Origin of the sequence: Methylobacter sp. (assembly GCF_030680395.1) — a bacterium.
In the GTDB taxonomy this organism is placed as follows: Bacteria; Pseudomonadota; Gammaproteobacteria; order Methylococcales; family Methylomonadaceae; genus Methylobacter_A.
In genome coordinates this window covers 1-16563 of the sequence record NZ_JAUXVR010000008.1, presented here as the reverse complement: position 1 = coordinate 16563, position 16563 = coordinate 1, and the positions used below count along the sequence as shown (strand labels likewise).

Sequence of the window (16563 nt, the reverse complement as noted above, 5' to 3'; positions counted from 1 at the left end):
AGACGTGGAACGTATTCTTTGCTTGGCCTCAACATTCAAGGGTATTCAATATTGAAAAAATGGGTGTTGCCGCAGTTGATCAAGTAGTGTTCGCGACTGTCCTGATGCGTTGCACTGGAACCGGGCCGAACGGAGAGAAAGTAGAACAGCCGTTCAGACTGGCAACGGGTCTACGCAAGATCGACCGGTCAGTGAGCAGTCCCATCCCTGCGACGTAACCCAACGGTTGCATTCGGCACAGCATTGTGTTCTCAATTATCCTCTGAAATAGGAGATTTTCATGCTTAAGATTTTTTTGACCCTTGTCATTACTCTGGGAGTGGCGGGCTGCGCATCGACCCGCCCGGTTCTTTATCCCAACGAGCATTTCAACACCGTCGGGTCAGCGACCGCGGAACGTGATATTGCCAGATGCATGGATCTCGCAGAGTCTGCCGGTGCCGATTCCGACAGCAGCGACGCAGGACAGGCGGCGGCCAGAACCGCTGGAGGCGCTGCCGTTGGCGCTGCATCCGGTGCCGTAGGAGGCGCGGTGGTGGGCGCAGTGGGCTCAGGATCGGCGGTCGGAGCAGCCTCTGGCGCGACCGCCGGACTACTACACTGGATATTCAGCAAGCCGGAACACAGTCCCGCCTTTGAGAATTTCGTAAACAGATGTCTTCAGGAACGCGGGTATCAGACCGTTGGCTGGGACTAAATGTTTATCCCCATACGCGATGACTCATGCGCTTCCTCGCCTTTTATCGGATTGAAAAAGGCGTAAAACCATATATCAGCTAACCTTTTTCTTTTCCGCTCATTGTCGATTGCACTTATGAGTTGAGTCCAAGATTACAATACTCTTCTGAACTCGAGATAAGCAGTTATAGGGTGCTGGAATGAGGCTGCTGTTTTTCAGGCGGGACGGATTTTTCCAGCTGACGGCGAAACTCGTCCAATTGCCGTATCAATTCTTCGCTGAAAGATTTGATTTGTTTCTCAAACAAAGGGATTTGCAATTCCAGCTCTCTGTTAAGAGTTTCACCTATCGCTCGCAAACTTTTAAAAATATCTCCAAAAGGCAGGTTTAAAAGATTATTGAGCGTTTGTAGATAATCGACTTTCCATACATCGTCTTCTTTTAATAAAACGGTATTAAAAGACAGGACCTTGTTATTTTCAGGTTTTTTTAACGTCATGACCGTTGATACAGTTGCATTGGAACCGTCGATTAAAACCGCCCCGGTTTTTAATGTCGCATCTTCCAGATTTTGCTGTTTAGTCACAAGATATTGAGTCTCCTGAGTAGCGTATTTTCTGGCAGAGTCAACATTGCCTTCTGCCATCGTTTCCCAAAATGCGCGCGTAACCTGTTCGGGAGTCGATACGGCCTGACAGCCGCTCAGCAAGAGCAATAGACTTAAAAGTCCAGCCAATCCAGCCGGGCTTTTCCCGGTGCGATCACAGGAAAAACCCTTTAATGACACTTTAATTGTTGCCACCGAAAACTCCAGGAATTTACAGAAAAGCCGGGGGAAAGTTATTTGAAATATACGGCAGCCAGTCCTGTAAACCTGAATAAACCTGCTTGAGCGACAGTTAAAGCAGGCGTTTCCGGAAAACTTTGCGGCTGTCGAGTAAGCCGGTAATATCCTTTGATTCATTTTTGACGATGCCTTACGTGATGTTTAATTTCGATTTAGTCAAGTAGATAGATCATGTCGCCCAAGTGTTAAGTCACAGCTTCACGCAAGGAAACAAATTCTTCGGCAGCAGTAGGGTGTACGCCGATAGTAGAGTCAAAGACCGCCTTGGTCGCACCGGCTCGAATGGCAATTGCCATGCCCTGGATAATTTCAGGAGCGTCAGGCCCGATCATGTGTATACCGACAACCCGGTCAGAACTGCGAACCACGATCATCTTGATCAGGCTTTTTTCATCCATGCCTGACAGGGTGTTTTTCATCGGCGTGAAACGGGTTTTGTAAACGTCGATATCCGGATATCTTTCGCGCGCCTGTGCTTCGGTCAAACCTACAGTACCAATGTTGGGCTGACAAAAAACAGCAGTGGGAATATTGTCATAATCTACCGCTCTCGATTGGTCGCCATATAACTTATTCACTAAAGCCGTAGCCTCTGCCAAAGCGACCGGAGTCAGGTTGACCCGGTTAGTCACATCGCCCAGCGCATAGATTGACGGTATATTGGTTTGATAGTCAGCGTTAACTTTAATCGCACCATCGATGTCCAATTCAACGCCAAGCGCCTTCAGCCCGAACCCGGTTGAATTCGGTAGCCTGCCCGTAGCGTACATAATCAAATCTGTTTTTACTCTGCTACCGTCAATAAGCCGCGCTGTAAAACAATCGGCTGTGCTTTCTATGGCTTCAATATCGGTATTAAGCCGGACATTAATACCTTTCCTGATCATTTCATGGGCCAAAAAATCACCTACATCTTCATCAAAACCGCGCAGCAGTTTGTGTCCGCGATAACAAAGAGTCGTACGCACCCCAAAGCTATCAAGGATGCTGGCAAATTCCACCGCAATGTAGCCGCCACCGACAATAATGATACTTTTAGGTAATTTATTAAGAAAAAACATTTCATTAGAGGTGACGATATGTTGTTTGCCTGACATATCGGGAACAGACGGCCAGCCGCCGGTTGCAATAACTATGCGTTCGGCACTGTATTTCTTGCCATCGACAACGACAGTATGAGCATCAAACAACTGTGCCCTGCCAGTGATAATCTCGGCACCCGATTGTTGCAGCTGGTTGCCATAGACAGCTTGCAGTCGTCCTATTTCCTGATTTTTGTTGGCGATCAAGCTAGGCCAACTGAAAGTTGACTTACCCACCGTCCAGCCAAAACCCGCTGCCGCGTGGAAATGATCTTTGAATTGGGAGGCATAAGCCAATAGCTTTTTGGGCACACAACCGACATTGACACATGTGCCGCCTAAATAACGCTCTTCCGCAATGGCTACCTTTACACCATAATCCGCTGCCATACGTGCCGTGCGCATACCTCCCGAACCGGCACCAATTACAAACAAGTCGTAGTTATATTGAGTCATTAAAACTTCTCGTTTATAAATGATTTAGAGTAATGCGGCTCATTTGTTATGTTGTAAATAATCCAGCAGGGTATCAACATCGCTTGCAGTAAATGGATCATCCGGGCAATTATCAATTTGGCCTGGCTCGCAGAATAATTTGATAATTTTTTTATCGTCGACAACCATTGAATAGCGCCAGGAACGGGCACCGAAACCAAAGTTTTCTTTTTTCACCAGCATGCCCATTGCGCGGGTAAACTCGCCATTTCCGTCGGGCAGCATTTTTACATGCGAGATACCCAGATGCTTGGCCCATTGGTACATGACAAAAGCATCATTAACGCTCACGCAGTAAACTTCATCAATACCCCAATCAATGAGTTGCTGATACTTGGCATCATATCCGGGCAAATGCTGACTTGAGCAGGTAGGGGTAAAGGCGCCGGGAAGCCCCAAAACTACAACTTTTTTTCCTTTAAAAATATCATCGGTGCTGACATCCTGCCAACGAAAGGGGTTGTCGCCACCGACACTTTCGTCGCGAACACGTGTTTTAAAAACCACATCCGGTACTGTTGAAAGCATGTTGGAGCTCCTTGGTTTATTAGTTAAAAAATAGAATCAGAGCAGGAATTCCAACTCCATAAAATAAGCCGAATGTTTTAATCCTAGCTTGTTTAAATCAAATTTCGTAGCCAAGGATTTTTTCCAGAGCTTCATTTCCGTGTGCTGGAACGGCCTTTAGATAGTCTTATATCTATCACTGATGACTCGGCGAAAACGTTCTTTAGTCTGATTTCAGTTGATCCATGACAACTTTTGCCATTATCCAGAGTACAAAGATGCCATAGCATCCGTCGTTCCGGCAATCCCTTGCCGGAACGACGGCGTTGACTGGAAAGCCTAAGTAGCTGCCGCATCAAAAAGCCGATCCAAAGTACGTATATGCGATTGTTGAGCGGGCAGCAGCTTCGTTTCAATCAACGAGCGAATATCTGAAGGCAATTCGGGATCTTGTAGCGCTTCCTCATAATCATCTGCGCCACTTTTTTCTCCTTCCTGCAAAGCCTTCAGTGCAGCTTTTTGACCCAACAAATTAGCGCCTCCCTGGACTATTTCAGCCCAAGTGCCCCAGACTCCCGAATCTTCAGCAGGAATTCCTCCCAATTGAGAAGCTTGTTCTTGTAGACTGGAAACCGCTTCTTTATGATCTTCATAAATGGGCATTAAATAGCCTGCTTCGCCGAATGAGACATCTTCCCGAAACTTATCCAAAACCTGTTGATACGTTTCCGTTGCTGCTAATTCATCTTTCAGCAGTTTGTCGATTGTTTCGATGTTATGCATAGTAAAACTCCTATGGGATTATTTCTTGATCACTGAAATAGCATTATTAATCTTAAGTCTTTACTGACTCTTCCTCAGTCGAGGAAATATCTTCTGCATGAGCCCGCTCAAAGATTTCTTTTGCCCTATCACGCTCTTCGCTACTTTCTGTATGAACGGAAATCAAAGCATTTCCTCCCCTGATTTTTTCTTCATAGCGCTTGGCTTCATACTCAGGAATACCTACCCCGATTAAAGCGCCTGTCAAACTTCCTGTGGCAGCGCCTACTGCCGCACCGCTCAAGGCGCCCATAATCGGTCCGGCGGCGATAAACGGACCAACACCCGGAATAGCCAGACTACCGATTCCGGCTAACCATCCTAATACAGCGCCAGTACCTAAACCCACTGTCCCGCCGATAGCAGCGCCTTCCGGCGCTTTGGTGTGCTTTTCATGGGCAAAATCCCTGGTAGTGGATTTGTCGGGAAACAGCACCGATACGTCATTATTTGAAAAACCGGCGGTCTTAAGCTCATTAACAATAGCCTCTGCCTGATCGATACTTTGGGCGATACCAAAAACTGCTTTAGTCATGACATTCTCCTAGACCTTTAAGGTGCTTTAATTTCAAGTTGATTATCTACCTGCACTGCACCAGGCGTTTGTTTGGCGATTTGTTGTAGTTTCATACTTTCGGTTTGGCTCTCAACAGGCCCACGCAACGTTACTACCCCCTTACGCGTGATGATTTTTATGTTTTTCGCATTGACCGATAACGATTCATCTGCGACCGCGGCTTTACGTATGTTAGCCGTGACGTTGACATCACTTTCGGTTTCTATTTGATCTTCAGGGGTTAAGGTAGTGTCATACTTATCTCGAACATTACGTTCGGTATTTTCCGCAGGCGAGTCTGCCGCCAAAAAGAGCGCAGCGCTCTGTTCGGCCTGAGCATTGCCAGTCATCATTATCAAACTACCAGTTAATGTGAACATAGTTAACAATAATCGTCTAGACATTGTAATCTCCTTAATAGTGAGTGGTTCTTTAAAGTAATTGAATGGCATCTATGCCCGCTTTATCCTTATAAATCAACGAACGCTCATCCGATCAATGGTATCGTTATCAGCAATTAATCCGTTGTTGCTCTATAAAATCTGTTATTGCACGACAACAAGCCTGGTCATCCAACAGCCTCAACAAACGGCTTAAAGGAAACCAGCCCATTGGCTTTGGCTTACATTCAAGCATGCTGTTAAAAGACATAATGATGTAAGTTAATAAAAACTTTATCGGAAAAGCTTCTTAGAGTCGGTACGGTATCGCACACATAGATGGCGAACTGTTGTATCTGCCCGGAATCAGATTGTTTTGAAATTATTGGGTGCCAGGGTACAGCGAAGTAACCGGATTTTAAGCCGATAATAAATTGAATGAAGTACCCGCAGGGCATAGAGTCGCCGGCCAATATAGCCGGGGCAGCGATTATTTACTTCGTACTCTTGAGGATAATTTAAGCGCGATGGCTCTGATACATCACCAACCTTATTAGAAAAAGATGCATCGAATTATGCATTTAATGTTAAAGAACCTTTAACGGCTGCTCAACAATTGCTTCGCCCGATTATCCGCGCCTGACGGAAGCTTGCCAGGACTGGCGTTAATCCAGGCGGCTATATCTTTCCATGTGGTGGACGCTTGCAAATCGCGTAACAGCATGTGGTAACCGTGTTGATAAATGGCCACGGTTTTTTCTGTCGAGTTTGTCGCAAGAAACTGCTGCAAGAAGGCATAAGTCGGTTCCTTGGGGATAATTTCATCTTTTTCGCCGTAAAGCATCAAAGTATTACCGCGTAGCAACGTGGCACTGTTAAATGCCGCGTCCATCAAATCAGTCAGCCCGTACACCGTTTCCACGCGGGTCGCTTTGATAACCAACGGATCACGGCCCATTGCGCGAAGCATGTCGATATTATCCGATGCCACGACGTGTACGCCCTCCCCTGTCAAGGTCAGCCAAGGTAGGCTGTGCGCCAACGTCCAAAGTAAACCGGTTTGATACCAAGGCATGGTTGATCTGGCCCATAACGCCGGCGCGGCGAGGATAATGCCGGAAACTTCCGGCATATCGGCCCGACTCATGGCGGTAATGACTATCGCACCGCCCATGCTTTCGCCGAGCAAATAAACCGGGCGTTTCGGGTAGCGTTGTTTGACCAGTCGCACCAAGGTCTGTAAATCCTTGGTATAGGTCTCGCCCCCTGCCCATAATCCGCGTTTTGGAGCCATGCCGAAACCGCGTTGATCGTAAGCGAAGCAGGCAATACCCTGTTTGCTGAAATACTCTCCCGGCGTATCAAAAAAACGGCTGTAATCGTTAAATCCGTGCAGCGCGATAATGACCGTACGCGGTTCGACTTTCGGCAGCCAATGACGTAACGGCAAACTGGCCCCATCTTCGGTGAGAAAAGTGTTCTCGCCAAGTTGAGCCGCATTGTTTTTTGCGCCCGGTGGATAAGTCATCGGCATACAGCCGCTTTGGGTAATAAGTAGCAAAAGAGCAGTCAGTGTGTATCGGAGTTTCATGCGTTTGAATCAAGTCTGTACGGTAAGTTGTTATTATTCTAAAAACGGCGATTAGTCCACGAAAGATCCTAAATAGATCAGTGTGTTATATTGGTTAAGCCGTTCACTCTCTGGGTAACTGTCTAAAGTTTGATATATTTTTGCGCTTTTTGTGTCGCCTGGAAACGTCTACTTTTTATTTTCCAGGATTATATACTCACCTCAGAATTCGGCAGTATCGTTTGCGGCTATTAAAACTTGGATTAAGGCTTTATCATATGCATAAATGCAGTGCATAACTCTTATGCCAATCCCCTCTCATTAACAATCTTTGTATTTTGGCAAGACAATCCCGTTATCCTAACAACAGCAACTTTCGCTCATTATCCATCAAGGCAATACTGCGCAAGACTATGCTTTATTTGCTGTTTACCTTGCTGGCTTCCTCGGTCGGCTTGTGTGTATTGTTACGTTGGGTACCTGCGCCAACGTCGGCGTTTATGGTCTATCGACATTTTGAAGACTTAAGGGACGATGGCGCGTTTAAGGCTATCAAATACTCATGGATCGGGGCAAAAAAAATATCGCCTTACGCCTGTTCGGCAGTTATCGCGGCAGAAGATCAGCGCTTTTTTCAACACTCGGGATTTGATTTAAATTCCATACAATCATCCATTGATGTCTATATGGATGGCGGACGACTTAGAGGGGCGAGTACTATTTCCCAGCAAGTAGCCAAAAACTTATTTTTAACGCCGTCAAAAAGTCTTGTCCGTAAGGGACTGGAGGTCTGGTTCACGCTGCTGATCGAATTGCTATGGAGTAAGGAACGAATATTGGTGGTTTACTTGAATATTGCTGAATTTGGCGACCACCTATTTGGCATAGAAGCCGCAAGTCAGCACTATTTTGGCATCCATGCTAATCAAATCAGCCGATCGCAAGCGGCATTACTGGCTGCAACCCTGCCTAACCCGATACTGCTGCGGGCAGCTCAGCCATCGAACTATTTACTTAAAAGGCAACGCTGGATACTCCGGCAAATGCAAAATCAGTGAGGCTTTTTATAGACTGTGTCTGGTATAATTCGCGCAAAAATAATAACTGTTCTATACAGGCTTCCCATTACATCAACATTAAGTAGATAGAGATAATCCATGAGCATGCAAAAATCCATCATCAACACTCGTTTATTTATGAGTAGCCTGGTTATATCAAGCGTGCTTGCGGGTTGTGCGAGCACCTCAACGGTTAACGAAAAAGACCCCTGGGAAGGCTGGAATCGTGGCACCCAAGAGTTTAATGATGATCTGGACAAGGCTGTTTTAAAACCTGTGGCAAAAGGCTATATGTGGATCACTCCGAAATTTGTTGATGAGGGCATAACCAATTTCTTCAGTAACATGAACGACATCGGGGTAACCGTCAATGATTTACTGCAACTTAAAATGTTGCAAGGCGGTATGGATGCCAGTCGCTTCCTGGTTAACACCACGATTGGCGTTGCCGGCTTTATTGATGTGGCAAAAATGATTGATCTGCCCAAGCATAATGAAGACTTCGGTCAGACCTTAGGCTTCTGGGGCGTTCCGACCGGTAACTACTTGGTGGTGCCGTTTATGGGGGCCAGTTCACCTAGAGAAGTTGTAGGGGCTGTTGGCGATGCTTTATTGAACCCACTCACCTATACCTTTGCATTTGCCGGTAGCGGCGCCGCCGTCAGCGCGATCAATGCGGGAGCCAAAGCAGTTGATGTCACAGACACTCGCGCCGATCTGATACCGACTGAAAAAATCGTTGATGAAGCTTCTGTAGATCGTTATTCCTTTATCAAAAATGCTTATCAGCAACGTCGTGAATATCTGCTCCATGACGGCAAGGTTCCTGAAGAAGATGAACTCCAATTGGAAGATGAAGCTACAACAGAGGGAGCGAATACTGAAAAAACGAACAGCGCTTCACCGGCAAGTATCAATACTCGCCCCGGCTCAGCTCCGGTTACTGATAATTCCAAACACTTTCTGGATTTATCAGCGCCTGTTAAGAAATAAGCCTGACAACGGGCGACCTGTTCAGCCGGTCGCCCCTGAATTTTAAAATGAAATTTTCAATATTTATTCTGTTATTGGGCATTTTCTCCGAATGTTCTTCATCTCCCGTTGACAATAACTGGGCGATGATCAAACAAGCTGCACAAATCGGCGATAGCGCTCAAAGCGTTGGTTCTTATACGGCCGGTTGTTTAAGCGGTGCGGTCTCGCTACCTCAGAATGGCACAGGCTATCAATTGATGCGCCCTACACGAAGCCGATCTTATGGTCATCCGGACTTGATACGATTTATTGAGAGCATAGCCAAGACTACCCACTCACAGCATTGGGGTGTCTTGCTGATCGGCGATCTGGGACAAGCGCGCGGTGGCCCGACGCCAAGCGGGCATCGCAGCCACCAAACCGGACTCGACGTCGATATCTGGTATTTGCTTTCACAACAAGCTGCAACCCGAAGTCTGGAATTTAATGAACGTGAAACCTGGAGTGCCCCCTCGGTTCTTGTCGCTCAATCGGATGCCATTAATGATAACCAGTGGTCGATGGCTCATGAAAAAATTCTTGAGACCGCGGCACGCAGACCCGAAGTAGACCGCATCTTCGTCAATCCCAGTGTCAAACGCCTATTGTGTACACGTAAGTCAGCCCACGACTGGCTAAGAAAAGTTCGACCCTGGTGGGGGCATGATGATCACTTTCACGTGCGGCTCAAATGTCCGCTGAATAACAAAAACTGCATTGGACAGGAACCGCTTCCTGAAAGCGATGGTTGCGATGCGTCGCTGGCATGGTGGTTTTCAGAAGAAGCCAAAACGCCGGTTCCCGCTGCCAAAAAACCGGAAGCGCTCGTACTGCCGGCGCTATGCGATGTCGTTTTAAAGAAATAGCGTCTGGATAGCCAAACTAAATCAGACCCTTCTCATCCCGGATCGGAACAATAAAGCCAAGTCCGTCATCCGTTGCAATAAATTCGGACAACTCCAGCCGCAATTTATCCAGAGCCTCATCTAGTGTTTCCTGCTTTACCTGATGAAACGAAGGCAGCATGGTGGATGCATTATGGTACTTCAAAATATCCAGTAATATTCTGGCTTGCTCAATGGTGTATCGATGTTTCACAACTTCTCCATGGGTACTGCACCGTGTAAATTTATTCGACTGTCCACTCATACTGTATAGATTCCATTTCTTTATGCGCAATCTGTTTTATTTTAAAGCTTAGGGAAATTCCAGCAGCTCCGTGAATTTTCATCCTATCTTCTACCTTAGTAAAAAAGCATTATAACTTGAGACGTCCATACTAAAAAATCCCCTTTACCGGCATCCCAACTTCAAACCGGCTCAATAGGTTTTCATCAAGCCATCCAGCGTCAATCCGCAGCTGGGCGCAAAAGTTTTCATAAAAAAAGTAACTTCCGGTTGTTCTGATGCACCGATAGTTAAAGCCAATTGTTCGGCGGCGGTTTCAAACTCTAAATTACCGGCTTTTAGCTCAGCCTGGCATTTGAGATAGGCCGATATTTTATCTGCCGCCTTAATGATCTGCACATGTTCCGGCGGCATCTTATCGTGATGAATCAGCATCTGAAAGTCAGCCTGTAACTCTATCGGTAAAAGAGCCAGTAATTCTATCTCCGCCTGTTTTTCAATCTGCTTGTAAGCTGTGCTGATTTCTTTGGAATGGTATTTGATGGGCGTGGGCAAATCGCCGGTAATAACTTCCGTAATATCATGATACAAAGCCGCAGCAGCAACGGCGTTGGCATCAACATTCCCGCCATAATAACGATTTTTAATCAAGGCCAGAGTATGGGCAATAACCGACACCTCCCAGCTATGCTCCATGACATTTTCAGCATGCGCATTACGCTTTAGCCCCCACCGTTTAATCCATCTTAGCCGTGACAAATAAGCGTAGAAACTACTTGTTATTTCTTTATTCATATTTTTTTAATGAACGAATTTTCTATCGATACCTGAACATAATGCTTCTTATTGTTCCAGAAGTCATAATAGCTCTTGTCGTTGGAGGTAACCTTGTCATTGGGTTTTCATTATTGAACCATTAGCATAAGTGACCGGATAATTTCCTTCCACAAACTTAACCGCTTTCCTTAACAGCTTATTTTGTTGATCCTGCGTACAGCCAGCCAGCAGAAAACAGTCTTCCTAATATATTAATTATCTTCATTCATTAAGCCTTGTTTATATTTATAGCTGTTGATTATAGGGTTATGATGCTTAAATAGTCCACTTTGGTTACAGCTAAACATTATGCTTATTCAGTGGTACCCCGGCCATATGCACAAGGCCAGCAAAGAGGTCAAAGAAATCCTGCCCAAGGTTGACCTGATCATCGAGATTCTGGACGCGCGTATTCCGTTCAGCAGCCAAAATCCGATGCTCGCCGCCCTGCGCGGCGACAAGCCTTGCATCAAGGTCCTCAGCAAAAGCGACCTTGCCGATCCAGTTGTTACGCAACAATGGCAAACTTACCTGGAACAGGAGCAAGGCGTAAAAACCCTGGCGCTGACCACTGAACAGCCCGAAAAAATGCGCCAATTGACCGAACTGTGCCACAAGATGCTGCCGAACAAAGCCAGCAGCGACAGACCCATACACACCCTGATTATGGGTATCCCCAATGTCGGAAAATCCACGCTGATCAACATACTGGCCGGAAGAATGATTGCCAAGACCGGTAACGAACCGGCCATTACCAAGACCCAGCAACGCATTGATATAGGCCACGGCATTATTCTTTTGGACACGCCCGGAATGCTTTGGCCCAACGTCGAAAACAAAAACAGCGGTTACCGCCTGGCGACCACCGGCGCCATCAAAGACACCGCTATCAGTCATGAGAATGTGGCCTTCTTCGCGGCCGAATATCTGTTACAGCATTACCCGGATTTATTGCAGGCCCGTTTTCAGCTGGAGCAACTCCCGGAAGCCGAGCAACAGCTTATGGAAGCCATCGGCAAAAAACGCGGCTGTCTACGTTCAGGCGGGCGCATCGAAATGGATAAAGTGTCCAAGATCCTGCTGTCTGAATTGCGCGCCGGAACCATTGGCAGAATCAGCCTGGAAACCCCGGCCATGATGGAAAAAGAACTGGCCGAACTGGTGATTATTCGCGAGCAGAAAGAAGCCAAGAAAAAAGCGCGTAAGCAGAAATGGAAAGAGCCGAATTAAACTGATTTGTGTAGAACCATAGATTGCGCAGAACAAAGTGAAGCGCAATCTACGAACTGCACGACAACATAGAACAACCCGCCCGCTGCCTTGCCCAGTCGGGACGTTTTAAGGCGAATTCTTCTTTACCGGGTTGTTCGTCGTAAGGATGACGCAACAGTTCCAGTAGTTCGTTAACCATCGAAAAATCCCCCTGCTCTGCTTTGTCTATCGCCAGTTGCGCCAGATAATTCCTCAATACGTATTTGGGATTGGCGGCATTCATTCTTTTTTGCCGATCAACATCGGATATGCCGGAAGCTTGAATCCGCTTTATATAAAGCCTAAGCCAGTGACCAAGACGTGCATTGTATTCATCGGTTAACTGCTCAGGTACATAATAGGCTTCCATCAGCGGCGCCATCAAAGCTTCGTCGCTGAGTTCAACATTCATGATCAGCATCGCAAGCTTGCGGTAAAAAATAGTCATGTCCGTTTCAACCAATTGCAACAGGATCAATAACTCGGTGTTTAGCTCGTTATCAATGGCTGGATCATAGGCATTAAGCCCCAGTTTGCCTGCGACCATGGTCTGCCAACCTTGCTCAAAGGTGTCTTTATAGGCATTAATCGCCTGTTGCAGAGGCTCAACCTGTTCTATCAGGGGATAAATAGCATTGGCCAGTTGCCCGAGATTCCAGAAAGCGATTTGCGGCTGGTTGCCGAAACGATACCGGCGGTCAGCCGCATCGGTAGTATTAGGCGTCCAGTTAGGATCGTAATTTTCCAGCCAGCCGTAAGGGCCGTAATCTATGGTGAGTCCGAGTATCGACATATTGTCGGTATTCATCACGCCATGAACAAAGCCGACCCGCTGCCAGTGCACTATCATTTCCGCCGTTCTGCGGCAGACTTCTTCAAACCATTTAAGATAAACATCAAATGATGGTTCGCCTAAATGCGGAAAGTCGGTGCGAATTGTATAATCTACCAGCTTTTTCAGCAGCTCAAGCTCGCCCCTGGCTGTGAAAATCTGGAAATTACCAAAACGGGTAAACGATGGCGCAACCCGGCAAACTACGGCACCCGGTTCAGGTCTGGGATTGCCGTTGTAAAACATGTCCCTGATAACTTCTTCGCCGGTCAGTATCAGACTCAATGCCCGTGTAGTCGGTACGCCCAGATGATACATGGCTTCGCTGCACAAAAATTCGCGCACCGAAGAACGCAACACCGCCAAACCGTCAGCGCTTCTTGAATATGGCGTTTCGCCTGCACCTTTCAGCTGCAATATCCAATGTTCGCCTCGGCGATTGACCGCTTCACCCAAATTAATAGCGCGACCGTCGCCGAGCTGCCCCGCCCAGTTACCGAATTGATGACCACCGTAACAAGTTGCATAAGGATCCATACCGGGTAACAAGCGATTGCCGACGAACACTTGGGTAAAATAATCCGATTCACAATCTTCGGAACTCAAGTCTAAAAGTTCTGCAACTTCTTTGGAATAAGCGACTATTTGCGGATTGGCAACTTGCGTCGGCAGCACCCGCGAATAACAGGCACAGAATACCTGACGGCGATTATTGGCAGTTTGCGGATCGGCAGGTAACTCACGAATAAAACGGTTATCAAAGATTAAACCATTGAGTCCGGAAGTTTTTGTTTGAGAATTCATCTGTTCTGCCCTTTCATTTGCAAGTAATTACTGACTGTTTTTAATTGATGATGGCTCTTCCACACAGCCATAAAATCTATAATTGACAATTTAAGCTTATTCTAACGTTAAAAATGAATTTTCCTTGATATTCAGTTAAAATGGCCAAGTTAAAGAACCTCCGCTTTGAGTTAGCGGTGGGTGATTTTATTTAGTTGTATTTTTTCGAGGTCGTTGTATGCATAAAAATTTTCTTACCTTCATGTGCGGCGCCACTCTGCTCCTTATACATCCTTGGAGTCAAGCGGCCAGTGATTTACCTCCTACGGCCAAGGTAGAAATGGGACCGGTAGAAGAGGTATGTTCTGACTTTACTTCTCCGGAATGGCGAAAAGAACAAGTCATTGATGGTGTAAAAATCCAGGCTTCACGGCTCTGTAACCCTGACAATCCGGCCGACATTGCTGCTTTCGTAAAAGGTACTAACGGCATTTCCATGGCAACACTGATGGAAACTCAGCTTGCTGCCGATGCCATTACCATGTCTGACGATGTCGATGGCGACGGCGATCCTGATAAAATCATTATCAAACTTGAAGTTGCCGAACTCAACGGTCATTCACCGGACATGAAAGACCCGACCACCACCTTCGATATAGCGCCGGGTATCCAGCCGACTTTTTGGGTCTTTGCCCCAAAAACCCGCGATATGTCTACACTGAGCATTTACGAACCAGTCGCCAATCCATTGCTGCGCGTACCATCTCCGGTAATCCGTGTCGAGCAGGATGACGTGGTCTGGCTGGTTCTGGAAAACACCCATTATTTGCCGCATTCCATACACTTGCATGGCATCGACCATCCGTTTATGGATCATGGCGGCGGTGGTAATGATGGCGTTGGGCAAACCAGCAACATGGATACGATGCCTGGTCAAAGCAAGACTTATGTGATCAAGCCCCGCCAACCGGGCACTATGTATTATCATTGCCATGTTCAACCGCATACGCATATCCCGATGGGCTTGCAGGGTATTTTTATCGTTGAGGAAAACCGTCCCAACAACTGGCCGCAAACGCTTAATGTCGGCGCAGGTCAGGTTCGCCATCCATCGGTGGCGGTACTGGAAAAATATGCCCGAGAATACGACTTGCATTATCAATCCGCGGATAAAGAGTTACATGAGCTTGTTGCCAGATCAGCCAATGATCCGAGGCTGATTGCCAAGCATATGAACATGGAATACGACACGACAGACGCCACCGATGATTATTTCATGCTCAATGGCCGTTCATTCCCTTATACCTTAAGGGAGTCGCTGATCGAAATGGGCCAGGATGAAAAAGTTAAACTGCGGGTTCTGAATGGTCATACGGAAGCTATGGCTATGCATATTCACGGTCACAAGCCGACTATCACTCATTATGACGGCGTCGATAATGGCCCTGGCTCCTATATCCAGCGTGATGTGCACGGCATGGTACCCGCACAGCGTATTGACCTGGAATTAAGCGGTGTCGATGATGGCTTGCATAGTTTTGGACAAGGTATCTGGATGTTCCATGACCATGTTGAAAAAGCGTTTACGACTAATGGCGTTGGCGAGGGCGGAGACATCAGCCTGGTCGTCTATAAAGATTTCCTTGATGAAAAAGGCATACCGAAATCGCACGGTATGAGTCTTGCGCCTTATTTCACCAAAGGGCTTTGGAAACGCAATTATCCTATCTGGCAGGATTATGATGAGTGGCGCAGCTTAGGTCTGCCGGACCTGAAGGCAGAATACCAACCTTCCAAAGTTGCGGTACAGACCGTACAACCCCAATGGGCTCCGGCAGCTCCGGCAGCAGCTGAGCAGGAAAGTTCTGTTTTTGGAAAATTGTTGTTCGGTTTAATACTTGGATTATTAAGCTATGTACTGGTCATTAATCGGCAAACGATTTACGACCGTGTCCGCAAACTGCTTAATAAATAACTCCAGTCGTCAGTTAGAAACATTACCTACATGGATGTAGGTAATGGGCGGGAGCAGGAACGGAAGCTTTGTGTTGCAATATCTCTAACTTATTTCCAATCTCGACTGCACAAATGCTGACATGATATGCACCTGAAGTTTCTTCTCGGCAGAGGCGGTTGAGTTATCTGTGTATGCCAAGCAATGAAGAATGACTATCAAGCATAAAAACCGGATAACCTCAATATGATGCGAACCTATGCCATACTTGCTATGGCATTGATATATCCATGCTTTTCTGCATCGGCTGAATCTATCCATTTACAGTTACGCTGGCATCACCAGTTTCAATTTGCCGGCTATTATGCCGCGTTAGAAAAAGGCTATTACAAAGACGCGGGACTCGACGTCATTATCCACGAAGGCATGCCGGATAAAAAACCGGTGCAGGAAGTCCTTCAAGGCCATGCCCAATATGGCGTGGCCAATAGCGAATTATTATTGGAACGGTTACGCGGCGCACCGCTTGTCGCCCTGGCTGCGATCTATCAACATTCCCCTTCCGTGTTAATCGCGCGCAAAGATGCCGGAATTTCTTCACCTGACGGTTTAGTCGGAAAAAAAATCATGCTGATGGATCAAACCGTCGATGCTGATTTTGTCGCCATGTTCAATAATGAAGGCATAGACATAAGCCGCCTTCATGTCATCCCCAGCAGTTATGAAATTCATGATTTGGTTGACGGCAAGGCAGATGCCTTTAATTCCTATCTGAGCAACGAACCTTAT

Annotated in this window: 17 protein-coding genes; 7 read left to right on the top strand and 10 right to left on the bottom strand. The window is 46.7% G+C overall.

Annotated elements, in window-relative coordinates; translation table 11 throughout:
- The first annotated feature begins 280 nt into the window (after positions 1–280).
- Positions 281–697: a glycine zipper family protein gene (locus Q8L79_RS04790; RefSeq protein ID WP_305268460.1), complete on the top strand. Its 417-nt coding sequence runs from the start codon at positions 281–283 to the stop codon at positions 695–697.
- Positions 698–863: 166 nt separating this feature from the next.
- On the opposite strand, the gene Q8L79_RS04785 is transcribed toward Q8L79_RS04790, so the two are convergent.
- The 7 genes from Q8L79_RS04785 to Q8L79_RS04755 form a co-directional block, all read right to left on the bottom strand.
- The gene (locus Q8L79_RS04785; protein ID WP_305268458.1) at positions 864–1481 is read right to left on the bottom strand and encodes a DUF4878 domain-containing protein; all 618 of its coding nucleotides are present in this window, start codon (positions 1479–1481) and stop codon (positions 864–866) included.
- A 230-nt stretch (positions 1482–1711) separates the two neighbouring features.
- Positions 1712–3064, bottom strand: coding sequence for a glutathione-disulfide reductase (gene gorA / locus Q8L79_RS04780; RefSeq protein ID WP_305268457.1), 1353 nt, complete (start codon positions 3062–3064; stop codon positions 1712–1714).
- Between the two features lie 39 nt (positions 3065–3103).
- Positions 3104–3631 carry a peroxiredoxin gene (locus Q8L79_RS04775; protein ID WP_305268456.1) on the bottom strand — a complete coding sequence of 176 codons (528 nt, stop codon included), beginning with the start codon at positions 3629–3631 and terminating at the stop codon, positions 3104–3106.
- 318 nt (positions 3632–3949) lie between these two features.
- Positions 3950–4393 carry a DUF2383 domain-containing protein gene (locus Q8L79_RS04770; RefSeq protein WP_305268454.1) on the bottom strand — a complete coding sequence of 148 codons (444 nt, stop codon included), beginning with the start codon at positions 4391–4393 and terminating at the stop codon, positions 3950–3952.
- 52 nt (positions 4394–4445) lie between these two features.
- Positions 4446–4967, bottom strand: coding sequence for a hypothetical protein (locus Q8L79_RS04765; protein WP_305268453.1), 522 nt, complete (start codon positions 4965–4967; stop codon positions 4446–4448).
- Positions 4968–4984: 17 nt separating this feature from the next.
- On the bottom strand, positions 4985–5392 hold the full coding sequence (locus tag Q8L79_RS04760) for a BON domain-containing protein (protein WP_305268452.1): 408 nt from the start codon (positions 5390–5392) through the stop codon (positions 4985–4987).
- 574 nt (positions 5393–5966) lie between these two features.
- On the bottom strand, positions 5967–6959 hold the full coding sequence (locus Q8L79_RS04755) for an alpha/beta hydrolase (protein ID WP_305268451.1): 993 nt from the start codon (positions 6957–6959) through the stop codon (positions 5967–5969).
- Positions 6960–7276: 317 nt separating this feature from the next.
- Here Q8L79_RS04755 and mtgA point away from each other — a divergent pair, with 317 nt between their 5' ends.
- From mtgA to mepA, 3 genes are all read left to right on the top strand, one after another.
- The gene (gene mtgA / locus Q8L79_RS04750) at positions 7277–7996 is read left to right on the top strand and encodes a monofunctional biosynthetic peptidoglycan transglycosylase (RefSeq protein WP_305268450.1); all 720 of its coding nucleotides are present in this window, start codon (positions 7277–7279) and stop codon (positions 7994–7996) included.
- A 99-nt stretch (positions 7997–8095) separates the two neighbouring features.
- Positions 8096–8989 carry a VacJ family lipoprotein gene (locus Q8L79_RS04745; RefSeq protein ID WP_305268448.1) on the top strand — a complete coding sequence of 298 codons (894 nt, stop codon included), beginning with the start codon at positions 8096–8098 and terminating at the stop codon, positions 8987–8989.
- 47 nt (positions 8990–9036) lie between these two features.
- A complete protein-coding gene (gene mepA / locus Q8L79_RS04740) occupies positions 9037–9876 on the top strand; it encodes a penicillin-insensitive murein endopeptidase (RefSeq protein WP_305268446.1) in 840 nt (279 codons plus the stop codon).
- A gap of 16 nt (positions 9877–9892) precedes the next feature.
- On the opposite strand, the gene Q8L79_RS04735 is transcribed toward mepA, so the two are convergent.
- Together Q8L79_RS04735 and yfbR are read right to left on the bottom strand one after the other, a co-directional pair.
- On the bottom strand, positions 9893–10108 hold the full coding sequence (locus Q8L79_RS04735) for a hypothetical protein (RefSeq protein ID WP_006894047.1): 216 nt from the start codon (positions 10106–10108) through the stop codon (positions 9893–9895).
- A gap of 222 nt (positions 10109–10330) precedes the next feature.
- On the bottom strand, positions 10331–10933 hold the full coding sequence (yfbR, locus tag Q8L79_RS04730) for a 5'-deoxynucleotidase (protein ID WP_305268442.1): 603 nt from the start codon (positions 10931–10933) through the stop codon (positions 10331–10333).
- 330 nt (positions 10934–11263) lie between these two features.
- On the opposite strand from yfbR, the gene ylqF reads away from it, so the two are divergent.
- On the top strand, positions 11264–12184 hold the full coding sequence (ylqF, locus tag Q8L79_RS04725; RefSeq protein WP_305268440.1) for a ribosome biogenesis GTPase YlqF: 921 nt from the start codon (positions 11264–11266) through the stop codon (positions 12182–12184).
- Positions 12185–12233: 49 nt separating this feature from the next.
- Here the strand turns inward: ylqF and Q8L79_RS04720 are convergent, their stop codons facing one another.
- Positions 12234–13841: a YdiU family protein gene (locus Q8L79_RS04720; protein ID WP_305268438.1), complete on the bottom strand. Its 1608-nt coding sequence runs from the start codon at positions 13839–13841 to the stop codon at positions 12234–12236.
- Between the two features lie 217 nt (positions 13842–14058).
- Here Q8L79_RS04720 and Q8L79_RS04715 point away from each other — a divergent pair, with 217 nt between their 5' ends.
- Positions 14059–15795 carry a multicopper oxidase domain-containing protein gene (locus Q8L79_RS04715; protein WP_305268436.1) on the top strand — a complete coding sequence of 579 codons (1737 nt, stop codon included), beginning with the start codon at positions 14059–14061 and terminating at the stop codon, positions 15793–15795.
- Positions 15796–16020: 225 nt separating this feature from the next.
- Positions 16021–16563 (top strand): ABC transporter substrate-binding protein (locus Q8L79_RS04710; RefSeq protein WP_305268434.1); only part of this gene is annotated, 543 nt, incomplete at its 3' end.